The sequence below is a fragment of the Tissierella sp. QWL-11 genome (genome assembly GCF_058683765.1).
Genome location: NZ_CM178750.1, coordinates 222744 through 248803 on the forward strand (window position 1 = coordinate 222744; position 26060 = coordinate 248803).

A 26060-nucleotide genomic window follows, 5' to 3' on the forward strand; every position below is an offset into this window, starting at 1 on the left:
AAACTACAAAAGCAATAAAAAATAGATCAAAATTTTTAAGGTCAAGTTATTAAGAGCATAGGGCGAATGCCTTGGCACTAAGAGCCGATGAAGGACGGGATAAGCACCGAAATGCTTCGGGGAGTCGCAAATAGACTTTGATCCGGAGATGTCCGAATGGGGAAACCTACTTGAGCAACCCTCAAGTATCATACACTGAATACATAGGTGTATGAAGGAAGACCAGGGGAACTGAAACATCTAAGTACCCTGAGGAAGAGAAAGAAAAATTCGATTTCCTAAGTAGCGGCGAGCGAACGGGAAACAGCCCAAACCAGATTTATCTGGGGTTAAGGAAAAAGCAAAGGATATAAAATTAGTAGACGAAGAAGACTGGAAAGTCTCACCAAAGAAGGTGATAGTCCTGTAGTCGAAACTAAGTTTATACAGGCTTTTCTCCAGAGTACCATGAGACACGAGAAATCTTGTGGGAAGTAGGGAGGACCACCTCCCAAGGCTAAATACTCCTTAGTGACCGATAGAGAATAGTACCGTGAGGGAAAGGTAAAAAGAACCCCGGGAGGGGAGTGAAATAGAACCTGAAACCCTATGCTTACAAGCAGTGGAAGCACTTTATATGTGTGACCACGTACTTTTTGTAGAACGGGCCAGCGAGTTATGGTATGCAGCAAGGTTAAGTAATTAAGTTACGAAGCCGTAGGGAAACCAAGTCTTAATAGGGCGAATTAGTTGTATGCCATAGACCCGAAACTGAGTGATCTATCCATGGGCAGAGTGAAGTTGAAGTAAAATTCAATGGAGGCTCGAACCGGGTAACGTTTAAAAGTTATCGGATGACCTGTGGATAGGGGTGAAAAGCCAATCGAACTCAGAGATAGCTGGTTCTCCTCGAAATAGCTTTAGGGCTAGCCTCAAGATAAAGTGAGATGGAGGTAGAGCACTGACTGGCTAAGGGGCGCATAGCGTTACCAAAGCCTATCAAACTCCGAATGCCATACTCATATACTTGGGAGTCAGACTATGGGGGATAAGCTTCATAGTCGAAAGGGAAAAAGCCCAGACCACCAGCTAAGGTCCCTAAATCCAAATTAAGTGTGAAAGGATGTGGGGTTTCACAGACAACCAGGATGTTGGCTTAGAAGCAGCCATATATTTAAAGAGTGCGTAATAGCTCACTGGTCGAGAGACCCTGCGCCGAAGATTTCCGGGGCTAAATTTGGTACCGAAGCTGTGGATCCGAAAGGATGGTAGAGGAGCATTGTGTTAGGCTTGAAGCTACACCGAAAGGAGTGGTGGACTTAACACAAGAGAGAATGCTGGCATAAGTAGCGAAAGGTGAGTGAGAATCTCACCCGTCGAAAGCCCAAGGTTTCCTGAGGAAGGCTCGTCCACTCAGGGTAAGTCGGGACCTAAGCCGAGGCTGAAAAGCGTAGGCGATGGACAACAGGTTATAATTCCTGTACTAGATAAATGCGTTTGAGAGATGTGGTGACGCAGAAGGATAAGTTGAGCGCGCAGTTGGAAAAGCGCGTCTAAGCAAGTAGGAAGTGGGGATAGGCAAATCCGTTCCCATAATTCCAAGATGTGATGGGGATCGAAAAACAAGTAGAGAAGCAACTGACTCCATGCTGCCAAGAAAAGCCACTATCGAGTATTTAACTACCCGTACCGTAAACCGACACAGGTAGGCGAGGAGAGAATCCTAAGACGAGCGGAAGAACCTTTGTTAAGGAACTCGGCAAAATGACCCCGTAACTTCGGGAGAAGGGGTGCCAGAGAAGGATAGATTGCACAATCGAAAGATCATCTGGCCGCAGTGAATAGGCCCAAGCGACTGTTTACCAAAAACACAAGTCTCTGCTAAGTCGAAAGACGAAGTATAGGGGCTGACACCTGCCCGGTGCTGGAAGGTTAAGGGGAAGAGTTAGGAGTAATCCGAAGCTTAGAACTTAAGCCCCAGTAAACGGCGGCCGTAACTATAACGGTCCTAAGGTAGCGAAATTCCTTGTCGGGTAAGTTCCGACCCGCACGAAAGGTGCAACGACTTGGGCACTGTCTCAACAAAGGATCCGGTGAAATTGTAGTACACGTGAAGATGCGTGTTACCCGCGACAGGACGGAAAGACCCCGTGGAGCTTTACTGCAGGCTGACATTGGATTTTGGCATAACATGTACAGAATAGGTGGGAGACTAAGAAACCAGGACGCTAGTCTTGGTGGAGTCAAATGTGGGATACCACTCTTGTTAGGCTAGAATTCTAACCTGGTACCATTATCTGGTATAGGGACACTGTCAGTTGGGCAGTTTGACTGGGGCGGTCGCCTCCTAAAGAGTAACGGAGGCGCTCAAAGGTTTCCTCAGCACGGTCGGAAATCGTGCGAAGAGTGTAAAGGCAAAAGGAAGCTTAACTGCAACACCTACAAGTGGAGCAGTAACGAAAGTTGGACTTAGTGATCCGGTGGTACCGCGTGGAAGGGCCATCGCTCAACGGATAAAAGCTACCCCGGGGATAACAGGCTTATCTCCCCCAAGAGTTCACATCGACGGGGAGGTTTGGCACCTCGATGTCGGCTCGTCTCATCCTGGGGCTGGAGTAGGTCCCAAGGGTTGGGCTGTTCGCCCATTAAAGAGGCACGCGAGCTGGGTTCAGAACGTCGTGAGACAGTTCGGTCCCTATCCGTCGTGGGCGTAGGAAATTTGAGAGGAGCTGTCCTTAGTACGAGAGGACCGGGATGGACAAACCGCTGGTGTATCAGTTGTCTCGCCAGAGGCATGGCTGAGTAGCTAAGTTTGGAAGGGATAAGTGCTGAAGGCATCTAAGCACGAAACCCCCCTCAAGATAAGATTTCCCATCAATAGAGTAAGACTCCAGGAAGACCACCTGGTAGATAGGTCTAAGGTGAAAGAGTAGTAATACTTGAAGCTAAAAGATACTAATAAGTCGAGGACTTGACCAAAAAATGATCAAAGATAAATTGCTAAGTAGTTTTCGTCTGGTGACGATAGCAAGAGGGACACACCTGTAACCATACCGAACACAGAAGTTAAGCCTCTTAACGCCGATGGTACTTGGGTGGCAACGCCCTGGGAGAGTAGGAAGTCGCCGGGCTACATATATAAGAACCCCTTACTGCATAATAGATGCGGTAAGGGGTTCTTATCATAGGAGGGAAAATTAAATGATAGAAAAGATTAAAGATAAAATAGATAAAGAGCAATTTTATAAAGGTGTCTTAACTGTATTTATAATAGGGATCTTAAGTACTTTACTTATGAGTATAAGCTTTTTCTTTTCAACTGCAAGCTTTGATCCCATATTATTTAGAAGTTATTATCAAGGCAAATGGTTAATGCTTATGAACTTTATCCCCATATTTTTAACTATGAGTTTCTTTGCTCTTTTATTTAATCAACTGTGGATAAGTTTTTCTATAACTAGTGTAATCTTATTTGTAATGTCAATTGTGAATAAGTTTAAACTTATGTACAGAGATGAGCCATTTAAATTTATAGATATAAAGTTATTCACAGAAGCAGGAGATATGGCCTCTAGATATGATATATCTCCAAATTTACCTATGATAGTTATTTTATTGTCTTTGATTTTAATTTCTATAATTTTAAAAGCTTTTATAAAGTTTAAAATAAATACTAAAAAGATTAGATTCAGTTTTTTAGGATTTGTACTAATCATAGGTATTATGATTAGCAGTGGATTTTATTTTGATGAAGAAATATATGAAAGAGTTGGAAATAAGGATTTAATAAATCGATGGTCTCAAACTCAACAATTTCAGTCAAAGGGATTTTTATATCCCTTTATATATAGTGCTACTGATCTTAAGGATAGACAATTAGAAGGTTATGATGAAAATGAAGCAAAAGAAGTTTTAGAGAGATTTCAATATCATGATATAAAATCAGATGAAAAAGTAAATATAATAGCTATAATGTTAGAGGCCTATAATGATTTTTCAAAGTTTGAAAATATAGAGATTGATAAAAGTGTGTATGAAAAATTTCATAAATTACAAGAAGAATCTCTGAGAGGTAGATTAGTTACAAATGTATTTGCAGGAGGTACTATAAATACAGAATGGGGATTTCTAAATGGGTATAATTCTCATCCTAGATACTTTAAAAATACCAATGCCTTTCCCTGGTATTTTAAAGAACAAGGTTATAAGACTGAGACAATGCATCCAAACTATGGCTGGTTTTACAATAGAAGAAATGTAAATGAGTATATTGGATTTGAGAATTTCGACTACTACGAAAATAAATTTCAAGGTATAGATGAAGAATTTTTAGATGATAAGGATTTCTTTAAATATATTATAGAAGGTTATGAGAATAGTAAAGAGGAAGGCAAACCATATTTTCATTTTTCTACAACTTACCAGAATCATGGACCATACTCTGTTGATAAACTTCATGATTTTGAGTATTTAAAGAAAAGGGATAACTATACAGGCAATGAATATAATATTATAAATAATTATTTAGCTGGAATAAAAGATACAAATGATGCCCTAGAAGAGCTTATAGATTATTATAAAAAAGAAGATGAACCCACTATAGTAATCATATTTGGAGATCATAATCCTTGGCTTGGAGAAGACAATTCTGGGTATGATATGTTAGATATAGATATGGACCTATCAACTATAGATGGATTTTTGAATTACTATGAAACTCCCTATATAATTTGGGGGAATGAACAGGCTAAACATGTCTTTAATAAAGATTTTATAGGTGAAATTCCAAATATAAGTCCCAATTTTCTTATGCCACAGCTCTTCCAATACTTAGGTTGGGAAGGCAATGAATATATGGGATATCTACATCATGTAAAGAATTATTTTGATGTAAATCATAATATGTACTTTAAGGAAAATGGAGAATATACAAGAGAGTTATCAGATGAAAATTTATCTCTATGGAAAGAGTTTAACTATGTACAATATTATTATGGAAGAAATTTTAGAGATTAAAAATAACAAAAGCACCTATTGATGCGTTAAAGGTAGCTTTTGTTGAAACTCATTCACGGTAAAATTCTAAATTATAAAATGTAGAAGCAGAATTTTCCTATTCGTTATAATTACCTGCCTTTAAACAAAGGGCAGGTAATTATTTTTATTATTACTTAATTCTTCTTTTATTTCTTCTTCTAATATATCTAGACCTTTTATTATTTCTTCTTCTGAAACTCCTCCAAAACTAAGTCTTATATAATTAGAATAAATTATATCGTCAATAAAGAAGACTTTGCCAGGGATTATTGATAATCCTCTTTTTTGAGATTTTTCATATAAAGATATAGCGTCTACATTATGGGGTAATTTTACCCATAGACTAAGTCCCCCTCTAGGATTAGAGACTTCTAATCCATATTTTTGAAATCTATCAAGATTTTTTAGCATAATTTCATATTTCTCTTTGTAGACATCTCTTACCATTTGAATATGATTTTTCCAGTATCCCATTCTCAAGTATAAGTCAAAGGCTCTTTGTAAAAATCCAGATGAAGATACATCTGTAGTATGTTTAGCCCTAATTATTTCCTTAAATAGATTGCTTGGTAAGGTTATAAATCCAATTCTTACTCCAGGCATAAATATCTTTGAAAAGGATTTAATAAATATAACCTTTTCATCTCTATCTATAGATTTTAAAATAGGGTTCATCTTTTTTTCAAAGGAAAGGTCAGTAAGTACATCATCTTCTATAATATAAAAGTTAAATTCATGAGCCATACTGAGCAATTGTCTTTTCTTTTTTTCACTATAGGAATAAGTAGTAGGACTTTGATAATTAGTCATAATATATACAAATTTTGGATTGTGCTTTTTTACTATAGATTTTAATTTGAAAAGGTCTATACCATCTTCCAACATATCTACCCCTATGATCTTTGCTCCTCTAGATTTAAAGGCGGAGATTGCCCCAGGATAAGTTGGATTTTCAACTATTATGGTATCCCCAGTATTTACAAGGGTCTTTGAGATAATATCTAGTCCTTGTTGACTTCCAGAGGTAATTAAAATTTTATCTTTAGATACCTTTGTATCATAGTTCATAAATAAAAACTTAGATATAGATTCTCTTAAATCCTTAAAGCCTATAATTTCAGGATATAAAAAAGCTTCGCCACCATTTTTGTCTAAAACTTGCACTAGTGCCTGTTTAAACTCTTCAATGGGAAATAAATCTGAAGTAGGAGAAATAGAAGCAAAATTTATACTATCTTTAGACATTGGTAGTATGCCAGATATCATTAGTTCTGTATCTTCTTCATGTAAATTTAAGTTTAATTCATTTTGAATTTTTTTTATATATGTTCCACTTCCTTCAATAGAATATACATATCCTTCATTTTCTAAAAGCTTGTAGGCATTTATTATAGTTACATTATTTACTCCCAGGGATTTTGCAAGTTGTCTTATAGATGGAAGTTTTTCAGCTTTTATTTGATTTTCTTCGATTTGAGTTTTAAAATGTTCATATAGCTGTATATATAAAGGTGTATCTATATTTCTATTTAATTTAAAATTCTTCATAGAATCCTCCTCGATATCTAGATATTTAGATTATAACAAAATTGGGAGTAATTACAAAATAATTAATAATGATGGTAAAATAGTATATAATTAAAATAAAGGAGAGATAAAATTATGAATGAAGCTGTAAAGATAATAAAAGAAGATGAATTTATTACTACAAATTGGTCAGGTGGAAAGACTACAGAGCTTTTCATATATCCTGAAGGATCTAATTATAAGGAAAAAGACTTTCAATTTAGAATCAGCTCTGCAACTGTGGAACTAGAAGAGTCAATATTTACAAAGCTTGTTGGAGTAAATAGATTTATAACTCCATTAGATGGAGAACTAAAACTTACCCATGATGGTGAAAAATTTATAAATCTTAAACCCTTTGAAGTATATGAGTTTCTAGGTGGTATAGATACTACTAGTTATGGAAAAGTAAGAGATTTTAATCTTATGTTAAGAGACAAGGCAAAGGGAAAATTAGAAAGTATAAAAGTAGAGGGCAAAGTAAATTTATATACTGCAAATAATGTATTGGATATATTTTACTCTTATAATGGACATTTTAAGTTTAAAATAAATGAAAAAGAGTATGATTTAAATCCAAATGAATTGTTAATATTAGATACAAAGAAAATTAATAATAAAATAGATATAAGTATAAGCTCCAATGAGGAAAATATGATTTTAAGGTCAATAATAACTGTATAAATTAGTTTGAAATGTAGAAATAAATCTTAAATTATTATACAATTAATAGGATAGATAATTTAAAAGTTAAGGAGTATTTATGGAAAAGGAAAAAGGTATAAAGAATAGGGGATTGAAAATATCTGTAATAGTGATTATAATAATAGGTCTTTTCGTTTTAAGGGAAGACAGTTTTTCTATTTTTTTAGACAAGCTAAAGTCTTTTTCAGTGAGAGAGATGTCTTTGGAATATGTAAATAAGATTTCTTTAGAAGAAATTGAAACTACTGAACTTTATGAAGAAAGAATTTTAAATTGGAATAAAAATAGTCTAAGTGTATTGTCCTTAGATGGTAGTGTTTTGCTGAAAAAAGATTTTGAGTTTGCTAGTCCTGATATATTATTTGGAGGAGAAAAGATATATGTAATGGATAGAGCCCTAGGTAATATATATGCTCTAAACTCAAATGGTGAAGTTATAGAAAAATTAGAAACTGATAAGGGTATATTTAATCTTAAAGAAGAATATGGAAATCTATTAACCCATATTAAGTTTGAGGATCAAGAGAAATTAATTATTCTGGATTCTAAAGGAGAAGAAATTGTAAAAAATATAGAATTAAAAGATATACTCACATATTCAATAGACGAAAAAGCTTCAAAATACTTAGTATCTAATATAAGTATGGAGGATGGTTTAGAGAGTTATGTAAATATATATAAATCAGATGGGAGTCTAGAAAATACTATAAATTTTCCTGGAGAGATGATTTTATTCACTAAATTTATAAATGAACAACAATTGGTTTTAACCAATTTAAATTTATATTTGATAAATGGAGGAGAGATAAAATGGCAAAAGCCATTTCCATTTATAAAAGATATAAAGGTAATAGACGGAGAAATATATATGCTTTATGATGTAAACTTAGAGATTTTAAATTTAGATGGAGAAATACAAGAAAAATTTATATTTCCAAAGGAATATAATAAAATATTTGCCTATGATGATTATGCATTTTTATATGGAAATCATGATATTTTAGGTATAAAAAATGGAGAAAAGGTATTAGAGTACGAATTAGAAGAAGAGATAAAAAAACTTCATAAAGGTGAAGATTTAATAGGTATAAGACTAAAGGATTCTATAGATTTATACCATTTAAAATATAAGAAAAGCATGAATTAAACCAGAAAGAGGATGATTAATATGAAGAAAACAGTAGATGCAAGAAATCAGGCTTGTCCTAAACCTGTCATAATGACAAAAAAACAATTAGATAGTATAGAAGATGGCAAGATTACTACTATTGTAGACAATGAAGTTGCAAAGGAAAATGTATCAAAACTAGTAAAAAGTTTAGGATATGAATTTTCAGTTGAAAAATCTGACAAGGATTATTATATTCATATAGACAAGGGAAATGTATCAAATGCAAGTGAAGTTGTAAATGATGTAAATGAATTTGAAGATATGACAATAGGATTTTCTTCTGACACTATGGGAAGTGGAGATGAGAGTTTAGGTAAGATACTTATAAAGAGTTTCATATATACATTAAGTGAGACCAAACCTTATCCTAAGACTTTGCTATTTTACAATGGAGGGGTTAGGCTTACTTGTGAGGGATCTGAAGTCCTTGATGATTTAAATAAATTAAAGGATGACGGGGTAGAGATAATATCCTGTGGAACTTGCTTAGATTTTTTAAATTTAAAAGAAAATTTAAAAATAGGATCAATTTCAAATATGTATACTATTTATGAGAAATTGAGAGATCCTGAAAAAAATATAATTATAGGATAGGAGAAAATATGCAAAAACGAGAATATGCCTTGATTACTTTTAAATCTACCCATTATGCTATTCAAGCAGAAGAAGTTCTTGAGGAAGAAGATATGGATTTTAAAACTATACCTACACCTAGAGAAGTAAGTCATAGCTGTGGACTATCAATTTTAACTTCAATAAATGATATAGAAAAAATAAAAAAGATAATAGAAGAGGGAAAGATAAGTATAGATGGATTTTATAAATTTACAAAGGATGGTTCTAACTCAAAAGCTGAGGTAATCAATAGGTAGGAAGGTGAAGCATGCAAGATATAAGAGAGTTTTTAGATCCAATTTTAAGAAATGAAGCAGGTGCACTTACTATTGTAGGAAAAATTTTAAGTGTTGTACTGATATTTTTTGTTGTATCTATAATGGTGAAGATAGTAAATAGATTAATTGATAGGGCCTTTAAGGAGAAAAAAGGTTCAAATATATTGATAAATAATAAAAGAGCAAAAACATTAGGAGAAGTTGTTAAAAAAATTGCAAAATATCTTTTGGTATTTATAGGTGTTATGATTTCCCTAGAGACTTTTGATATAGATACCAAGTCTATTATAGCAACAGCTGGTATAGGTGGTCTTGCAATAGGTTTTGGAGCACAGTCTTTAGTAAAAGATGTGATTACAGGCTTTTTTATAATAATGGAGGATCAATATTCTGTAGGTGATTTTGTACAGATAGATAAATTTGAAGGATATGTAGAAGAATTGGGTCTTAGAGTAACTAAGCTAAGAGATTTCTCTGGAGAGCTTCATATTATACCAAATGGAAATATAGCTATTGTAACAAATAAAACTAGAGGTGCAATGAGAGCTAAAGTAGATATATCTATAGCTTATGAAGAAAATGTAGATAAGGCAATAGGTGTATTAGAAAAAGTTTGTAGGGATATCAAAGAAAATAATGAAGATGTATTAGATGGGCCAAGTGTAATGGGTATAACTGGATTAGGTGGAAGTGATGTAATCCTAACTATTATTGCCAAAACTACTCCATTAGAACAATGGGCAGTTGAAAGAGAGATTAGAAAAAAGGCAAAGGAAGCTTTAGAGCAAGCAGATATAGAAATACCTTATTCTAAGATGGTAATTATTGGAGGTGGAGAGAGTTGATTTTACATTATGAAGTAGGAGACTTGGTTACCCTTAAAAAAGGGCATCCTTGTGGTGAAAACAAATGGGAAATCATAAGAACTGGTGTAGATATTAAACTAAGGTGTATGGGCTGTGATAGGCAAGTTTGGCTATCCAGAATAGATTTTGAAAAAAGGGTTAGAAAAATATTAGTAGATGAAAAATGGATATCTATTATTCATCATAAAAAAGAAGAAGATAAATAAGGGGAGAATTAATTCATGACAAAAAAAGAATTTAGAGCAGAGTCTAAGAGACTTTTAGATTTGATGATCAATTCTATTTACACAAATAAGGAGATATTTTTAAGAGAGCTTATATCTAATTCAAGTGATGCAATAGATAAGATATATTATAAAGCTCTTACAGATAAAAATATAGAATTTAATAAAGAGGATTATTTTATAAAAGTAGATATAGATAAAGACAATAGAAGATTACAAATTATTGATAAAGGTATAGGAATGACCAAAGAAGAGTTAGAGGATAATCTAGGTACAATAGCAAAGAGTGGATCATTTTTATTTAAAGAGGAAAATCTAAAAAAAGAAGAAGTAGATATAATAGGTCAATTTGGAGTAGGGTTTTATTCGGCGTTTATGGTAGCAGATAAGGTAACTGTAATTTCTAAGTCTTTAAATGGTGAAACAGCATATAAATGGGAGTCAGAAGGTACTGAAGGTTATATTATAGAAGAAGCAGAAAAGGCAGATATAGGTACAAATATAATCTTAGAATTAAAGGAAAACACAGAAGATGAAGATTATGATCAATTCTTAGAAGAGTATAGGATTAGAAATATAATCAAAAAATACTCTGATTTTATAAGATATCCTATAAAAATGGATATTACTGAAATGAAGCCTAAAGAGGGAGAAGAGGAATTTGAGGAAGAAGTAGTAGAAAAAACTATAAATAGTAGAGTTCCAATTTGGAAGAAAAATAAAAATGAACTTACAGATGAAGACTATGAAAACTTTTATACTGAAAAGCATTTTGGCTTTGATAAACCACTTAAATCTATTCACTTAAGTGTAGATGGAATTATGAGATATGATGCAATATTATTTATTCCAAAGGAAGCTCCATATGATTTTTACACTAAAGAATATGAAAAAGGTTTAGAATTATATTCAAGTGGTGTCCTTATAATGGAGAAATCCTCTGATTTACTTCCAGATTACTTTAGCTTTGTAAAGGGTGTAGTAGATTCTGAAGATCTATCTTTAAATATCTCTAGAGAGATGTTACAACATGATAGACAGTTAAAATTAATGGCTAAAAAGATAAGAGATAAGATAAAAGAAGAACTTTTATCTTTACTTGAAAATGACAGAGAAAACTATGAAAAATTCTTTGAAAGTTTTGGAAGACAATTAAAGTTTGGAATTTATAATGACTTTGGTGTAAATAAAGATGTTTTAAAGGATTTAATATTATTTTACTCCTCAAAGAGAGAAAAGATGATTACTTTAAAAGAGTATATAGAAGAGATGCAAGAAGATCAAGAAAATATCTACTATGCAACAGGAGAATCAATAAGTAGAATAGATAGATTGCCTCAAGTAGAGTTTGTAAAAGATAAGGGTATGGAAATACTTTATCTTACAGATGATATAGATGAATTTGCAGTAAAAATTCTACAAAATTATGAGGAAAAACAGTTTAAATCAGTTTCAAGTAGTGATTTAGATTTAGATAAAGAAGAAAAAAAGGAAGAAGAAGAAAAGATAGAGGAAAATAAGGATCTATTTTCTAAGATGGAAGAATATCTATCTGGAAAAGTCAAGAATGTAAAGGGTACAAATAAGCTTAAAAGCCATCCAGTTTATTTGGCAAGTGAAGGAGAACTTTCCATTGAGATGGAAAAGGTGTTGAGACAAATGCCTAATAGTGGAGATATAAAGGCAGAAAAAGTACTTGAAATCAATATGAATCACCCAGTATTTGAAAGATTAAAATCTGTATATGATAAAAATGAAGATGATTTAAAACTCTATACAAGTCTACTTTACAATCAAGCTAGATTGATAGAAGGGCTTCCTTTAGAGGATCCAGTAGAGTTTACAAATAATATTTGGAAATTGTTATAAAAAATAGAGCCTAGGCTCTATTTTTTATTTCCTCTCCTATAATTTATCTTATTAAGGGTATAAGGATAAATAGACTATAAAGGGGGATATTAGAATGAATAATTTTAAGTTTTCATGCCCTACTGAAATCGTATTTGGGAATGGTTCAGTAGATAATTTAAAAGAACTTATTGAAGGTAAATATAAGAAAATTTTACTTCATTATGGTGGAGGAAGTATAAAGAAATATGGACTATATGATAAGGTTATAGACATTTTAAAGTCTATGGAATGTGAAGTTTTTGAATTAGGCGGAGTTGAACCAAATCCAAAACTTAGTCTTGTAAGAGAAGGTATAAAAATCACTAAACAAAATGATATAGATTTAATACTTGCAGTTGGTGGTGGAAGTGTTATAGACTCGGCTAAATCCATAGGTATAGGGCATTTTTATGATGGAGATGTATGGGACTTTTTCACTAGAGATACAGAAGTTATAGATACCCTTCCAGTAGGGGTAATACTTACCATTCCAGCTACAGGTAGTGAAGCAAGTACAGGTGCAGTTATTACAAAGGAAGAAGGCCTATATAAAAGAGATGTAGGACATTCTATTATGAGACCTAAATTTGCTATAATGGATCCAGAGATCACTATGACTTTAAATCCTAAACTTACATTTACTGGAATTATGGATATACTTTCCCATATATTTGAAAGATACTTTACAAAGACTGAAAATGTAGATTTAATAGATGGATTAGCTGAATCAACAATGAAAAATATTATAAAGAATTCATATATATTAAAAGAAAATCCAGATGATTATAATGCTAGAGCTGAGATAATGTTAGCTGGAACTATAGCCCATAATGGATTACTTGGTATGGGTAGAGATGAAGATTGGGCAAGTCATAATATAGCCCATGAAATAAGTGCACTATATGGTACAACCCATGGAACTACTTTAGGAATTATTTTTCCTGCATGGATGAAATATGTATACAATGAGGATCCAAAGAGATTTGTAAAATTTGCAGTAAATGTATTTGGAGTTTTAACTGATGAAAAAACACAAGAAGAAATAATAAAAGAAGGTATCTCTGCATTTGAAAACTTTTTACAGACTGTAGGTGTTTCTACAAGCTTTAAAGAAGAAGGACTCCCTACTGATGAGTTTAAAAATATGGCAAAAAAAGCTACAGATAGAGGTAAACTCGGAAGCTTTAGACAATTAAATCAAAAAGATGTGGAAAATATTTATATATTGGCAAAATAGATCGAATTTTGATATAATAACTATGTTAGATAAATGACAAAGTTATTATATCAAAGGAGGATATATGCTAAAAAAGATAAATATTTTATTTTATTATACTTTAATTGGTGTTATAATGCTTTTTTCTGCATTTATAGGTCATGAATTTTTATGGAATAAAGCTTTGATATTTATGATTATAATGTTCTTTTCAATAGGTTTAATGGATCATTTTCAAGAATTAAAGAAGTTTAAAGAAGATAAATTTAATTTAGTAAATTTAGAAATAATAGTAGGTACATTTTTAGCTGCAGCTATAACATGGTATATGAATCATGATCTAGGATTAGGACCAATTGTATCTAATGGATTAGTTGGAGTAGTAGTAGCTTTAGTGTTTTCACCTAAACTGGCAGGAGCTTATTATGTAGCTTCATTTGTTGGAATGTCAGGGCAAAAAGTTATTCCGTCAATGATGATAGCAGGTATTGGAGGAATTATTGCAGGTATTGTAATTGTACTTTCTCAAGAAGCTTATAATGGTATTGGTGGAAAAGGTGGCACTACAGCAGCATTTTCAACTCAAATAGTAAGAATAATACTAGGGTTATTTATTTAATGAAGGGCAGGAAGACATTAAAATGACATCTATGATTATAGTAGTATCCATAATATCGACATGTTTAACTTATTTTATTAGCATACATTTGAAAAAAGGTCCTGTATTAGCTTCAGCAATAGTTACTTTAGTATCAGGAATAATATTACCATATATATTTAAAGATGGTGGAGTTATGCTTGCAGTTGTTGCCACAACTGGATCCTACGCAGCAATGGTATCTAGAGAGAAGTTTCCAAGTATGAAGGATATGGTATTTGTAGGACTTTTATGTGGTATCTTATTTTTACTAACTCAAGATGTCTTCTTAGGAATAGGTGGAAAACTAGGATCCATAGCAGCTATTTCTGGGATTAGTTGGTTAGGAATTAATAAAGTAAAGAGAAAAGTTATAGGATAATATATGAGAACCTCTAAATTTAAGATTTAGAGGTTTTTTATATTTATATTTAAATTAAAAACATATGTATCTGTAGATAGAATTCTAATAAATAGAATTATTTTTACTAATTTTATATAAAAAAGCTCAAAAATAAATTTAAAAATTAAAAAATAAAATTATTAGGTGTGGACTTGATTAGGAGCATCTAATTTTATAATATTATTCAAAAAACAATAAATATTTAAAAAATGACACTTGACAAATACTTTGTCTATAATATATAATCATCCTTAATATAAAAAAGCGATTGAGAAGAGAAAGATATCCTACTTTGATCAAAGAGAGCTAATGTTTGGTGAAAATTAGCATCAGAGAGATATACAATACTAGCTTCTTAGCAGCTTATCTGAAAATGGAAATTAGTAGGATAAGACGGTTCCACCGTTATATGGATACTAGATAATAGTCTAGGAAAGAGGCAGTTTACTGTGAATTAGGGTGGTAACACGAATATTTATCCTTCGTCCCTATAAGTTTATATAACTTATAGAGACGAGGGATTTTTTAATTTAAGGGGGTTTTGTAAATGGATAATAAAATACATTTTTTCGATACAACCTTAAGGGATGGTGAACAATCCCCTGGATGTAGTATGAATAAAAGAGAAAAATTACTTCTTGCTAAACAATTAGAAAGACTTGGAGTCGATGTAATAGAAGCTGGATTTGCTGCTGCTTCAAAGGGAGATTTTGATTCCATAAGAGAAATATCTAAGGAAATAAAAAATTCTACAGTGACAGTTTTATCAAGAGCCAAAAAATCTGATATAGATACAGCTTGGGAAGCTGTAAAAGAAGCAGAAAAACCTAGGATACATACATTTATAGCTACTTCAGATATTCATATGAAATATAAATTGAAAATGGAGCCTGAAGAAGTAGTAAAAAGAGCTGAAGATATGGTTAAGTATGCAAGCAGCCTTTGCCCTGAGGTAGAATTTTCTGCAGAAGATGCAACTAGAAGTTCTACAGACTTTTTAGCACATATATTTGATAGAGCAATACAGGCAGGAGCAAAGATTATAAATATACCAGATACTGTAGGTTATATGACTCCAGATAAATTTTATGAATTCATAATGGAGATAAGAGAAAAATCAAAATATCTAGATACTGCAATCATATCAGTACATTGTCATAATGATTTAGGATTAGCAGTTGCAAATACATTAGCCGCTTTAAAGGCAGGGGCAAGGCAGTTTGAATGTACAATAAATGGTATAGGAGAGAGAGCTGGAAATGCAGCTCTAGAAGAAATTGCTATGATCCTAAATACTAGAAAAGATATATATAATTTTCAAACAAATATAATAACAGAAGAAATACTCAAGACTAGTAATCTTCTAAGTAGCATCACAGGAGTTTATGTTCAGCCAAATAAGGCAATTGTAGGAGCTAATGCATTTGCTCATGAATCAGGAATTCACCAACACGGAGTTTTAAATAATCGTGAAACCTATGAAATTATGACACCTGAATCCATTGGGCTTAAAGCTAATAAGATGGTTCTTGGAAAACACTCTGGTAGACACGCTTTTAAAGATAAGGTAAGGTCCTTGGGATTTGATTTATCAGAAAAAGATTTAAATAGAGCTTTCGAAAAATTCAAACATCTTGCAGATCAAAAGAAGGTAATATATGACAGTGATATAGAGGTTATCATCACAAGAAAGACTAATAGAGAAGATGATAGATATAAACTAAAAAGGTTTGTAGTAAATACTGGAAATACCATAAGTACCATAGCCTCAGTATTACTTGAAATAGATGGGAAAGAAATAGAAAAGACAGCTTCAGCAGGAGGTCCTGTAGATGCAGCGATTAGTGCAATTGAAAAATGTTTAGATATGGATGTAGTTCTTGAAGACTATTTTCTTCAATCTATAACAGAGGGGACAGATGCTTTAGGATATGTCAAAGTAAAGCTTAGATATAATGACAATCACTACTCAGGAAGGGATGCAAGTGTAAATGTAGTAGAGGCTAGTATAAATGCTTACCTAGATGCCATAAATAAAATTCAATAAACAGAAAAGAGGGATAGTATGGGAATGACAATGACCCAGAAGATATTAGCAAATCACGCAGGCTTAGAAAGTGTTCATCCAGGACAATTTATAGAGTCAAACCTAGATATGGTCTTGGGAAATGATATTACAGCACCAGTAGCTATAAAAGAATTTGAGAAAATAGGTGTAAAAGATGTATTTGATAAAAATAAAATTGCATTAGTACCAGATCACTTTGCTCCAAATAAAGATATAAAATCAGCAGAACAATGTAAATATATGAGAGCCTTTGCATATGATAAGAAAATAGAAAACTATTTTGAAATAGGCCAGATGGGCATAGAGCACGCCCTACTTCCTGAGAAGGGGTTAGTAGTTCCTGGAGATGTAGTAATAGGAGCAGATTCTCATACTTGTACCTATGGTGCCCTAGGAGCTTTTTCAACAGGAGTAGGAAGTACAGATATGGCAGCTGCTATGGCATGGGGAAAGGCTTGGTTTAAAGTACCAGAGGCCATAGAATTTGAATTAATAGGTAAGCCTGATAAATGGATAAGTGGTAAAGATATAATTCTTCATATTATAGGAAAAATTGGGGTAGATGGAGCTCTTTATAAATCTATGGAATTTACTGGAAATGGATTAAAAAATCTTAGTATGGATGATAGATTTACAATATCAAATATGGCAATAGAGGCAGGAGCTAAAAATGGAATATTTGAAGTAGATGAAAAGACTTTGGAATATATAAAGGAACACTCAAATAAGGAATTTAAAGTCTATAAAAGCGATATTGATGCTAATTACAGTCAGAAGTATACTATAGATTTAAGTGAAATTAGACCAACAGTAAGTTTCCCCCATAGCCCTGACAATACAAGAATCATAGATGAAGTAGGGGATATAGATATAGACCAAGTTGTAATAGGTTCTTGTACAAATGGGAGAATAGAAGATTTGAGAATGGCGGCAAAAGTACTTAAAGATAAAAAAATAAATAAGAGAGTTAGGACGATTATATTTCCAGCTACTCAAAAAATATATTTACAAGCCATGGAAGAAGGATTACTTAAGATATTTATAGAGGCTGGAGCAATAGTAAGTACACCTACATGTGGACCTTGCTTAGGTGGACATATGGGTATACTTGCACAAGGTGAGAGAGCAGTAGCAACTACAAATAGAAATTTCATAGGTAGAATGGGTCATAAAACTTCTGAAGTTTATCTTGCAAGTCCAGCAGTGGCAGCAGCTTCAGCTATTACAGGAAAGATTACAAATCCAGAGGATATAGAGGGGGAAGTTTAAATGAAGGCAAAGGGAAGAGTATTTAAATATGGAGACAATATAGATACAGATGTAATAATTCCTGCAAGATATCTTTCAACATCAGATCCTGTAGAACTTAAGAAATACTGTATGAAGGAAATAGATGAGAGTTTTCCCAGAAAAGTAAAGGATGGAGATATCATAGTAGGAAGGAAAAACTTCGGATGTGGTTCATCTAGAGAGCATGCTCCAATAGCTATAAAGGGTTCAGGGATATCCTGCGTAATAGCTGAAAGTTTTGCCAGAATATTTTATAGGAATTCATTTAATATAGGTCTTCCAATAATTGAGAGTAAAGAGGCTTCAGAGAAAATAGGTCCAGGAGATAAAGTAGAGGTAGACTTTGCAAAGGGAAAAATAAAAAATATAAGCAAGAATGAAGAATATAATATAGAGCCTTATCCAGAATTTATTCAAGGAATAATAAAGAATGGTGGACTTATAAACTATGTATCAGAAAGAATAGGTGATTAAGATGGAGTATAAAATAGCAATTACAAAGGGTGATGGAATAGGGCCAGAAATAGTTGAATCTGCTATGAAAGTCTTAGATGAAGTAGGAAGAGTCTACAATCACCAATTTATATATAAAGAGGCACTTGTAGGTGGAGCAGCCTATGATGAGTATGGAGACCCTTTGCCAAAGGAGACCATAAGGATTTGTAAGGAAAGTGATTCAGTCTTGTTTGGAGCAGTTGGAGGAGATAAATGGGATAGTCTTCCAAGTGACAAAAGACCTGAGAGGGCAATTTTAGGACTTAGGAAAGAACTAAAGACCTTTGCAAATTTAAGACCAGGATATCTGTTTAAATCTCTAAAGAATTCTTCTCCACTAAAGGATGAAATCATAAAGGATGGATTCGATATATGTGTGGTAAGGGAATTGACAGGTGGAATATACTTCGGGGAAAAGGGAATTAAGGATACAGACCTAGGAAAATCTGCCTATGATGTAGAAGTATACAGTGAAATGGAAATAGAGAGGATAGCAAGAATAGGATTTGAAATGGCTATGAAAAGAGATAAAAAACTTACAAGTGTGGATAAGGCAAATGTCCTTGAAAGTTCTAGACTTTGGAGAAAAGTAGTAGAAGAAGTTGCAAAGGATTATAAAGAAGTAAGTTTAAATCATATGTATATAGATAATGCAGCTATGCAGGTGGTAAAAAATCCAAGACAATTTGATGTGATCCTAACTTCAAATATATTTGGAGATATACTTTCAGATGAAATAAGTATGATTACAGGTTCAATTGGAATGCTTGCCTCTGCAAGTATGGGAAAAGATAAAAAAGGAATATTTGAACCAATACATGGTTCAGCTCCTGATATAACTGGCAAAGGAATAGCAAATCCAATAGCTACAATATTATCAGCAGCAATGATGATAAAGTATTCATTTGGACTTGAAAGGGAAAGTAAATTAATAAATGATGCTGTAGAAAAGACTTTAGAAGATGGATATAGAACTTTTGATATAAGGGGAGAAAAGGAAGAGTATCTTACAACTGTTCAAATGACAGAGATGATACTAGGAAATCTAAAAAAAATGGTACAAAATTAAAATTTATTTTATAAAAAGCTTGACTTATCAGAAAACTTCATATAAAATAAATTCTAATTTAATAATTAATAGTTGTGATGGAGACAATTATGTATAAAAACAACTACAGAGAACTGATATATGGTGAGAGTCAGGTTTAAATTTATATATAATAATCACTCCAGAACTGTCAAGATGAATTAAAGTAATCGAGATCGGGATTCTTTTTTATAAAAGAAGTGCCACCGTTATATGGCTAGAGCTAATGTTTTATGGGCTTTAAAAGATGATTTACGTAAGTAAATTGTAAATAAGGGTGGTACCACGATAAACTCTCGTCCCTAGTATACAAATAATTGTGTTCTAGTGACGGGAGTTTTTTATTTATAAGGATTAGATATAAGTATTACTTATAGCCTTAGAAAGGTGGTTAGAATATGGATGATAAGATGATAAGCGGTGGAAGAATTTTACTAGAGTCATTATATAGATTAGGTATAAGAGATATATTTGGATATCCTGGAGGGAGTGTTATTCCCATATATGATGAAATATATAAATTTAAAGGGATAAATCATTATTTCTCAAGACATGAACAGGGTTCAGCTCATGAAGCAGATGGATATGCTAGAGCAAGTGGAAAAGTAGGAGTGTGCTTGGCAACCTCAGGTCCTGGGGCTACAAATTTAGTCACTGGAATTATGACAGCTCATATGGACTCCACACCTCTATTAGCTATCACAGGGCAGGTTGGAAGTTCACTTTTGGGGAAGGATGCCTTTCAGGAAAGTGATATTGTAGGAATTACAGTGCCTATTACAAAGATGAATTATTTAGTGCAAGATATAAGGGAGCTTCCCAGAATAATAAAGGAGTCATATTTTATAGCCTCAACTGGTAGGCCAGGACCAGTGCTTATAGATATACCAAAGAATATTCAATTACAAGAAATTCCATATAATGAGTTTGAAAGTTTATTTGAAAAAGAGTTGGATTTAGAGGGGTATGATCCTAACTACAATGGTCATCCAATTCAGATAAAGAAAGCATTAAAACTTATATCAAAGGCGAAGAAACCTTTAATTATTGCAGGAGCAGGTATACTTAAGTCTAAGGCGTCTAAGGAACTAATTCAATTGGCAGAAAAGACCCAAACACCTGTGGCCACTACCTTGTTGGGATTAGGAGGATTTCCTAGTAGACATGAATTAGCCCTTGGTATGGTAGGTATGCATGGCACAGTTAGTGCAAATTACGCCACAGAAGAAGCAGATCTAGTAATAGCAGCAGGTATTAGATTTGATGACAGAATAACTGGGAATCCAGATAAGTTTTGCAAAAATGCTAAGATAATTCATATAGATATAGATCCAGCAGAAATAGGAAAAAACAAAAATACAGATGTACCTATAGTTGGGGATTTAAAAAATGTATTAAATAATTTAAATTATAAATTATCTGAGTTACAACATCTAGATTGGTTAAATGAAGTTAATTCCTGGAAAAAAGAGTTTCCTCTAGTATATGTGAAACAAAATCAAGAGAATTTAATGCCTCAAGAAATTTTAAGCAAGTTAAATGAGATAGTAAAGGGAGATTGTATTATAGCTACAGATGTAGGTCAACATCAAATGTGGGTAGCTCAATTTATGGATTTTCAACATCCAGACTCTATTATTACTTCAGGTGGATCTGGAACTATGGGATTTGGATTACCAGCAGCTATAGGAGCTCAAATAGGAAGAAGGGAAAAGAAAGTAATTGCCATAGTAGGAGATGGAGGATTTCAAATGACCTTCCAAGAGCTTATGATGATAAAGCAGTATGATTTACCAGTGAAGGTAATTATTATGAACAATTCTTATCTTGGAATGGTAAGGCAATGGCAAGAGATATTCAATGATAAGAGATATTCCTTTGTAGACTTAGACTATAATCCTGATTTTGAAAAAATAGGAGAGGCTTATGGTATAAGGACCTCAACTATTAGAACAAGGGAAGATTTAGATGAAGCATTAGAAGAACTAATAAACTCTGATGAAGGGGTTTTAATAAATTGTATAGTTGAAAAAGAAGCCAATGTATATCCTATGATCCCATCAGGTACAGATGTATCAAAGATAATGGGTATGAGAGGGGTTTTGGAAGATGAATAAGACATATGAAATATTAGTAATTGCAAAAAATACAAATGGAATAGTAGTTAGGATAATGTCTCTATTTAATAGACGAGGATATTTTGTTAAGAAGATGACAGCAGGTATCACAAATAAACCTGGATATGCCAGATTAACCCTTAGTGTAGAGGGTGATGATGAGATTTTAGATCAAATACAAAAACAAGTTTATAAGATTGTAGATGTGGTAAAGGTAAAGATATTTCCTGAGACAGGTGTAATAAGGCGGGAGCTCATGCTTATAAAGATTAAGGCCAATAATGAAACTAGAGCTCAAATAGTACAAATAGCAGACATTTACAGAGGTAAAGTCCTGGATGTTTCTCCAGACTCATTAACCATAGAGATTACAGGAGATGTGGAAAAATTGAGGGGTTTTATAGATATGATGGAAAAATACGGCGTATTAGAAATTGCAAAGACTGGTATTCTTGCAATGAGCCGAGGAGAAAAGATGTAATAATTTAAATAAAGGAGAGATTAAAATGGCAAAAATGTATTATGAAGAGGATTGTAAATTAGAGGTAATAAAGGACAAAAAGGTAGCAATAATAGGATATGGTAGTCAAGGTCATGCACATGCCCTTAATCTTCAAGAGTCAGGAGTAGATGTAGTTGTAGGATTATATGAGGGAAGTAAATCCTGGGAAAAGGCAGAAGAAGCTGGTTTGAAGGTTAAAGTTGCTAAGGAAGCTGCTGCATGGGCAGATATCATAATGATTCTAGTAAATGATGAAAAACAGGTTAAACTATATGAAGAATCTATAAAAGAAAATCTAACTAAGGGTAAATACTTAGCATTTGCCCATGGATTTAATATTCATTATGGTCAAATAGTTCCTCCAGAGGATGTAAATGTATTTATGATTGCACCAAAGGGACCTGGACACACTGTAAGAAGCCAATTCCAAGAAGGTAAAGGAGTACCATGTTTGGCAACTGTATACCAAGATGTAACAGGAGATGCAATGGATGTGGCACTTGCATATGCAGCTGGTCTTGGTGGATCTAGGGCAGGAGTACTTGAGACTACATTCAAAGAAGAAACTGAAACAGATTTATTTGGAGAACAGGCAGTGCTTTGTGGTGGTGTAACTGAACTTATGAAGGCAGGATTTGAAGTATTGGTAGAAGCTGGATATGATCCTGAAAGTGCATATTTTGAATGTGTACATGAAATGAAACTAATAGTGGATATGATAAATGAAGGTGGACTTAGTTATATGAGATACTCCATAAGTGATACAGCAGAATATGGAGACTATGAAGTTGGAAAGAGAATCATCACAGAAGATACAAGAGATGAAATGAGAAAGGTTCTTAAGGAAATTCAAGATGGAAGCTTTGCAAAGAGTTGGATATTGGAAAATCAAGCTAATAGACCACATTTTAAAGCTACTAGAAGAATAGAGAGAGAACATCCTATGGAAGTAGTAGGAGCGAAGCTTAGAAAGATGATGAGCTGGTTAAAAAAATAAATTTAGAAGTAAGGAAGTGTTCACATGAAGAGTTCCAATGTAAAGATGGGAGTAGAAAAGGCACCTCATAGATCTTTGATGAAGGCCTTAGGACTTATAGATGAAGAGATAAAAAATCCGCTAGTAGGTGTTGTAAATACATTTAATGAAATAGTACCTGGACACAAACACTTAAGAGAAGTTGCAGAAGCAGTAAAAACAGGTGTGAGAATGGCAGGAGGAACTCCTTTGGAGTTTCCCTCCATTGCAGTTTGTGATGGTATAGCTATGAATCATGAAGGTATGAAATATTCCCTAGTAAGTAGAGAGTTAATAGCAGATACTGTAGAGGTGATGGCACTTGCCCATGGATTAGATGGACTTGTAATGATACCAAATTGTGACAAGGTAGTACCAGCCATGCTTATGGCGGCTGCAAGACTTGATATACCTGCCATTATAGTAAGTGGTGGAGCAATGCTTGCAGGAAAACATAAGGGCGAAAATATAGATTTAAGTACCATGTTTGAAGCAGTTGGAAAGGTAAAGGCTGGAACAATTTCTGAAGATGAATTAAATTGTATGGAAAATAATGCCTGTCCAAGTTGTGGATCCTGTTCAGGAATGTTTACTGCCAACTCCATGAACTGTATGACAGAAGCCCTTGGAATGGCACTACCTGGAAATGGAACTATTCCAGCAGTATACTCAGAGAGAATGAGACTTGCAAAGTATACAGGTATTCAGATAATGGAACTTATAAGACAAAATATAACTCCAAGTATGATACTTACAGATGATGCCTTTCACAATGCCTTAGTTGCAGATATGGCTCTAGGTTGCTCTACAAATACAGTACTACATTTAACTGCTATAGCCCATGAAGCAGGGGTAGAGATGAATCTAGATAGAATAAATGACATAAGTGGCAAAACTCCAAATTTATGTAAGCTAAGTCCAGCAGGACCATATCATATACAAGATCTATATGAAGCTGGGGGAATTATGGCTTTGATGAATGATCTTAGTGAAAAAGACCTACTCAAATTAGATAATCTCACAGTTATGAATAAAAAACTTGGAGATATAATAGAGGAATACAAAGTATTAGACCATAAAGTTATAGCTTCTGTAGATAAACCTTATAGTGAAACTGGAGGAATTGCAGTATTAAGAGGTAATCTAGCCCCAGATGGAGCAGTAGTTAAAAGATCAGCTGTAGCTAAAGAGATGCTAATTCATAGTGGCCCAGCTAGAGTATTTGACAGTGAAGAAGAAGTAGTAGAGGCTATATTAGGGAAGAAGATAAATAAAGGAGAAGTCTTAGTTATTAGATATGAAGGACCTAAGGGTGGTCCTGGAATGAGAGAGATGCTTACTCCTACATCCTCTTTGGCAGGTATAGGTATGGATAAAGATGTGGCACTTATAACAGATGGAAGATTTTCTGGTGCTACAAGGGGAGCTTCCATAGGCCATGTATCACCAGAGGCAGCTTTGGGAGGACCTATAGCTTTAGTTGAAGATGGAGATATTATAGAAATAGATATGAATCAGGGAAAATTAGAATTAAAAGTAGATGGTGAGACTCTAGAAGAGAGAAGGAAAAATTGGGAACCTAAAGAATCAAATGCCAAGGGATATCTTCTTAAGTATCAAAAGATAGTTACATCTGCATCTACTGGAGCAGTATGCAATCCATAAAGGTTTAAAAATACAAGGGGAGGTAAAATCTATGGAATTAAAATATGCTGACAGAATGAAAAACATGAAGGCTTCAGAGATCAGAGAAATCCTAAAACTAACTCAAAAGCCTGAGGTAATATCCTTTGCAGGTGGACTTCCTGCCGAGGAGCTATTTCCAGTCACAGAACTTATGGAAATAAGCAAAAAAGTGCTAGAAGAACATGGAGAAAAGGCACTGCAATACAGCTTGACAGAAGGATACGTCCCCTTGAGAAAAACTATTGCTAAGAGAATGAAAAAACTGGGTGTAGAAGGTATAGATGAAGACAATATACTTATAACCAGTGGTTCCCAACAGGGACTAGAGTTTTCTGGTAAGATTTTCTTAAATAAGGGAGATGTAGTACTTTGTGAAAGTCCAACTTATCTAGGTGCAATAAATGCCTTTAAGGCCTATGAACCTGAATTTGTAGAGATAGAGACAGATGATCATGGTATGGTTATGGAGGATTTAGAAAGGGTACTTAAGACTACGAAAAATATTAAATTTATATATATAGTACCGGATTTCCAAAATCCATCAGGTAGAACTTGGAGTATTGAGAGAAGGAAAAAATTAGTAGAATTGGCCCAAGAATATGATATTGCGATACTAGAGGATAATCCCTATGGAGAGCTAAGATTTGAGGGCGATTTTTTACCAGCACTAAAGCATTATGATACTAAAGGTAATGTAATATTCTTTGGGACACTATCAAAGATATTTTGTCCAGGAATGAGATTAGGTTGGGTAGTAGCTAAGAAAGAAGTACTAGAAAAATATATTTTAGTAAAACAGAGCTCGGATCTTCAGACTAATACACTTGCTCAAATGGAAGCATCCATGTTTTTGGAAGATTACGATATAGAAGAACATATAAGAAACTTGAGAAAAGTATATGGAAATCGTAGAAATATAATGATGAAGACAATGGAAGAGGAATTTCCAAAGGAAGTAAAATGGACCTATCCAGATGGAGGATTATTTACATGGGTAGTACTTCCAAAGCATATAGATGGAAGAGAACTAGCACTAAAAGCTCTAGAAGAAAATGTAGCCTTTGTACCAGGAGGTTCCTTCTTTGCAAATGGAGGCCATGAAAACACCTTTAGGCTAAATTATTCTAATATGGGTGAAGATAGAATAGTAGAAGGTATAAAAAGACTGGGAAAAGTACTAAGAGAATCAATATAAAATGAAAGGATGAGGGCA

Annotated in this window: 21 protein-coding genes, 2 rRNA genes and 1 other annotated feature; of the genes, 22 read left to right on the forward strand and 1 reads right to left on the reverse strand. The window is 33.4% G+C overall.

Annotated elements, in window-relative coordinates; translation table 11 throughout:
* The first annotated feature begins 39 nt into the window (after window positions 1-39).
* The 3 genes from AC4PG3_RS01115 to AC4PG3_RS01125 all read left to right on the forward strand — a co-directional run bounded on the left by AC4PG3_RS01115 (window position 40) and on the right by AC4PG3_RS01125 (window position 4995).
* A 23S ribosomal RNA gene (locus AC4PG3_RS01115) occupies window positions 40-2958 on the forward strand.
* A 35-nt stretch (window positions 2959-2993) separates the two neighbouring features.
* Window positions 2994-3110, forward strand: a 5S ribosomal RNA gene (rrf, locus tag AC4PG3_RS01120).
* Between the two features lie 70 nt (window positions 3111-3180).
* The gene (locus AC4PG3_RS01125; RefSeq protein WP_492197245.1) at window positions 3181-4995 is read left to right on the forward strand and encodes an LTA synthase family protein; all 1815 of its coding nucleotides are present in this window, start codon (window positions 3181-3183) and stop codon (window positions 4993-4995) included.
* 120 nt (window positions 4996-5115) lie between these two features.
* Here AC4PG3_RS01125 and pdxR read toward each other — a convergent pair whose 3' ends face one another.
* Complete coding sequence (gene pdxR, locus AC4PG3_RS01130; RefSeq protein ID WP_492197246.1) at window positions 5116-6564, reverse strand: MocR-like pyridoxine biosynthesis transcription factor PdxR; 1449 nt, start codon at window positions 6562-6564, stop codon at window positions 5116-5118.
* A 114-nt stretch (window positions 6565-6678) separates the two neighbouring features.
* Between pdxR and AC4PG3_RS01135 the strand changes: the two genes are divergently transcribed.
* From AC4PG3_RS01135 to AC4PG3_RS01225, 19 genes are all read left to right on the forward strand, one after another.
* Window positions 6679-7266, forward strand: coding sequence for a HutD family protein (locus AC4PG3_RS01135; RefSeq protein WP_492197247.1), 588 nt, complete (start codon window positions 6679-6681; stop codon window positions 7264-7266).
* Between the two features lie 79 nt (window positions 7267-7345).
* A complete protein-coding gene (locus tag AC4PG3_RS01140; RefSeq protein WP_492197248.1) occupies window positions 7346-8434 on the forward strand; it encodes a DUF5711 family protein in 1089 nt (362 codons plus the stop codon).
* Window positions 8435-8455: 21 nt separating this feature from the next.
* The gene (yedF, locus tag AC4PG3_RS01145; protein ID WP_492197249.1) at window positions 8456-9052 is read left to right on the forward strand and encodes a sulfurtransferase-like selenium metabolism protein YedF; all 597 of its coding nucleotides are present in this window, start codon (window positions 8456-8458) and stop codon (window positions 9050-9052) included.
* A gap of 8 nt (window positions 9053-9060) precedes the next feature.
* The gene (locus AC4PG3_RS01150; RefSeq protein ID WP_492197250.1) at window positions 9061-9330 is read left to right on the forward strand and encodes a putative Se/S carrier protein; all 270 of its coding nucleotides are present in this window, start codon (window positions 9061-9063) and stop codon (window positions 9328-9330) included.
* A gap of 11 nt (window positions 9331-9341) precedes the next feature.
* Window positions 9342-10196, forward strand: coding sequence for a mechanosensitive ion channel family protein (locus AC4PG3_RS01155; RefSeq protein ID WP_492197251.1), 855 nt, complete (start codon window positions 9342-9344; stop codon window positions 10194-10196).
* On the forward strand, window positions 10196-10423 hold the full coding sequence (locus AC4PG3_RS01160; protein ID WP_492198180.1) for a DUF951 domain-containing protein: 228 nt from the start codon (window positions 10196-10198) through the stop codon (window positions 10421-10423). The genes AC4PG3_RS01155 and AC4PG3_RS01160 overlap by 1 nt, the downstream gene beginning before the upstream one ends.
* 15 nt (window positions 10424-10438) lie before the next feature.
* Window positions 10439-12310 (forward strand): molecular chaperone HtpG, encoded by a 1872-nt coding sequence (htpG, locus tag AC4PG3_RS01165; RefSeq protein ID WP_492197252.1) that lies wholly within the window; start codon window positions 10439-10441, stop codon window positions 12308-12310.
* A gap of 94 nt (window positions 12311-12404) precedes the next feature.
* Complete coding sequence (locus tag AC4PG3_RS01170; protein ID WP_492197253.1) at window positions 12405-13568, forward strand: iron-containing alcohol dehydrogenase; 1164 nt, start codon at window positions 12405-12407, stop codon at window positions 13566-13568.
* Between the two features lie 64 nt (window positions 13569-13632).
* Window positions 13633-14166: a hypothetical protein gene (locus AC4PG3_RS01175; RefSeq protein WP_492197254.1), complete on the forward strand. Its 534-nt coding sequence runs from the start codon at window positions 13633-13635 to the stop codon at window positions 14164-14166.
* 22 nt (window positions 14167-14188) lie between these two features.
* Window positions 14189-14566, forward strand: coding sequence for a hypothetical protein (locus tag AC4PG3_RS01180; protein WP_492197255.1), 378 nt, complete (start codon window positions 14189-14191; stop codon window positions 14564-14566).
* Between the two features lie 279 nt (window positions 14567-14845).
* Window positions 14846-15080 (forward strand) — a binding site (T-box leader).
* Window positions 15081-15134: 54 nt separating this feature from the next.
* Complete coding sequence (locus tag AC4PG3_RS01185) at window positions 15135-16634, forward strand: 2-isopropylmalate synthase (protein ID WP_492197256.1); 1500 nt, start codon at window positions 15135-15137, stop codon at window positions 16632-16634.
* Between the two features lie 18 nt (window positions 16635-16652).
* Window positions 16653-17924, forward strand: a complete 1272-nt coding sequence (leuC, locus tag AC4PG3_RS01190) for a 3-isopropylmalate dehydratase large subunit (protein ID WP_492197257.1) — start codon at window positions 16653-16655, stop codon at window positions 17922-17924.
* Window positions 17925-18419, forward strand: coding sequence for a 3-isopropylmalate dehydratase small subunit (gene leuD / locus AC4PG3_RS01195; RefSeq protein ID WP_492197258.1), 495 nt, complete (start codon window positions 17925-17927; stop codon window positions 18417-18419).
* Window position 18420: 1 nt separating this feature from the next.
* Window positions 18421-19509, forward strand: coding sequence for a 3-isopropylmalate dehydrogenase (leuB, locus tag AC4PG3_RS01200; RefSeq protein ID WP_492197259.1), 1089 nt, complete (start codon window positions 18421-18423; stop codon window positions 19507-19509).
* A gap of 416 nt (window positions 19510-19925) precedes the next feature.
* Complete coding sequence (gene ilvB, locus AC4PG3_RS01205; RefSeq protein WP_492197260.1) at window positions 19926-21644, forward strand: biosynthetic-type acetolactate synthase large subunit; 1719 nt, start codon at window positions 19926-19928, stop codon at window positions 21642-21644.
* Complete coding sequence (ilvN, locus tag AC4PG3_RS01210; protein ID WP_492197261.1) at window positions 21637-22125, forward strand: acetolactate synthase small subunit; 489 nt, start codon at window positions 21637-21639, stop codon at window positions 22123-22125. The genes ilvB and ilvN overlap by 8 nt, the downstream gene beginning before the upstream one ends.
* A gap of 19 nt (window positions 22126-22144) precedes the next feature.
* On the forward strand, window positions 22145-23143 hold the full coding sequence (gene ilvC, locus AC4PG3_RS01215; RefSeq protein WP_492198181.1) for a ketol-acid reductoisomerase: 999 nt from the start codon (window positions 22145-22147) through the stop codon (window positions 23141-23143).
* A 24-nt stretch (window positions 23144-23167) separates the two neighbouring features.
* Window positions 23168-24826, forward strand: coding sequence for a dihydroxy-acid dehydratase (ilvD, locus tag AC4PG3_RS01220; protein WP_492197262.1), 1659 nt, complete (start codon window positions 23168-23170; stop codon window positions 24824-24826).
* A 31-nt stretch (window positions 24827-24857) separates the two neighbouring features.
* The gene (locus AC4PG3_RS01225; protein ID WP_492197263.1) at window positions 24858-26042 is read left to right on the forward strand and encodes an aminotransferase-like domain-containing protein; all 1185 of its coding nucleotides are present in this window, start codon (window positions 24858-24860) and stop codon (window positions 26040-26042) included.
* Window positions 26043-26060 lie beyond the last annotated feature (18 nt).

Bases quoted from the DNA above. Each gene is read 5' to 3' on its own strand.
- AC4PG3_RS01125 (WP_492197245.1), top strand. From the start codon at position 3,181: ATGATAGAAAAGATTAAAGATAAAATAGATAAAGAGCAATTTTATAAA.
- pdxR (WP_492197246.1), bottom strand. From the start codon at position 6,564: ATGAAGAATTTTAAATTAAATAGAAATATAGATACACCTTTATATATA.
- AC4PG3_RS01135 (WP_492197247.1), top strand. From the start codon at position 6,679: ATGAATGAAGCTGTAAAGATAATAAAAGAAGATGAATTTATTACTACA.
- AC4PG3_RS01140 (WP_492197248.1), top strand. From the start codon at position 7,346: ATGGAAAAGGAAAAAGGTATAAAGAATAGGGGATTGAAAATATCTGTA.
- yedF (WP_492197249.1), top strand. From the start codon at position 8,456: ATGAAGAAAACAGTAGATGCAAGAAATCAGGCTTGTCCTAAACCTGTC.
- AC4PG3_RS01150 (WP_492197250.1), top strand. From the start codon at position 9,061: ATGCAAAAACGAGAATATGCCTTGATTACTTTTAAATCTACCCATTAT.
- AC4PG3_RS01155 (WP_492197251.1), top strand. From the start codon at position 9,342: ATGCAAGATATAAGAGAGTTTTTAGATCCAATTTTAAGAAATGAAGCA.
- htpG (WP_492197252.1), top strand. From the start codon at position 10,439: ATGACAAAAAAAGAATTTAGAGCAGAGTCTAAGAGACTTTTAGATTTG.
- AC4PG3_RS01170 (WP_492197253.1), top strand. From the start codon at position 12,405: ATGAATAATTTTAAGTTTTCATGCCCTACTGAAATCGTATTTGGGAAT.
- AC4PG3_RS01175 (WP_492197254.1), top strand. From the start codon at position 13,633: ATGCTAAAAAAGATAAATATTTTATTTTATTATACTTTAATTGGTGTT.
- AC4PG3_RS01180 (WP_492197255.1), top strand. From the start codon at position 14,189: ATGACATCTATGATTATAGTAGTATCCATAATATCGACATGTTTAACT.
- AC4PG3_RS01185 (WP_492197256.1), top strand. From the start codon at position 15,135: ATGGATAATAAAATACATTTTTTCGATACAACCTTAAGGGATGGTGAA.
- leuC (WP_492197257.1), top strand. From the start codon at position 16,653: ATGGGAATGACAATGACCCAGAAGATATTAGCAAATCACGCAGGCTTA.
- leuD (WP_492197258.1), top strand. From the start codon at position 17,925: ATGAAGGCAAAGGGAAGAGTATTTAAATATGGAGACAATATAGATACA.
- leuB (WP_492197259.1), top strand. From the start codon at position 18,421: ATGGAGTATAAAATAGCAATTACAAAGGGTGATGGAATAGGGCCAGAA.
- ilvB (WP_492197260.1), top strand. From the start codon at position 19,926: ATGGATGATAAGATGATAAGCGGTGGAAGAATTTTACTAGAGTCATTA.
- ilvN (WP_492197261.1), top strand. From the start codon at position 21,637: ATGAATAAGACATATGAAATATTAGTAATTGCAAAAAATACAAATGGA.
- ilvD (WP_492197262.1), top strand. From the start codon at position 23,168: ATGAAGAGTTCCAATGTAAAGATGGGAGTAGAAAAGGCACCTCATAGA.
- AC4PG3_RS01225 (WP_492197263.1), top strand. From the start codon at position 24,858: ATGGAATTAAAATATGCTGACAGAATGAAAAACATGAAGGCTTCAGAG.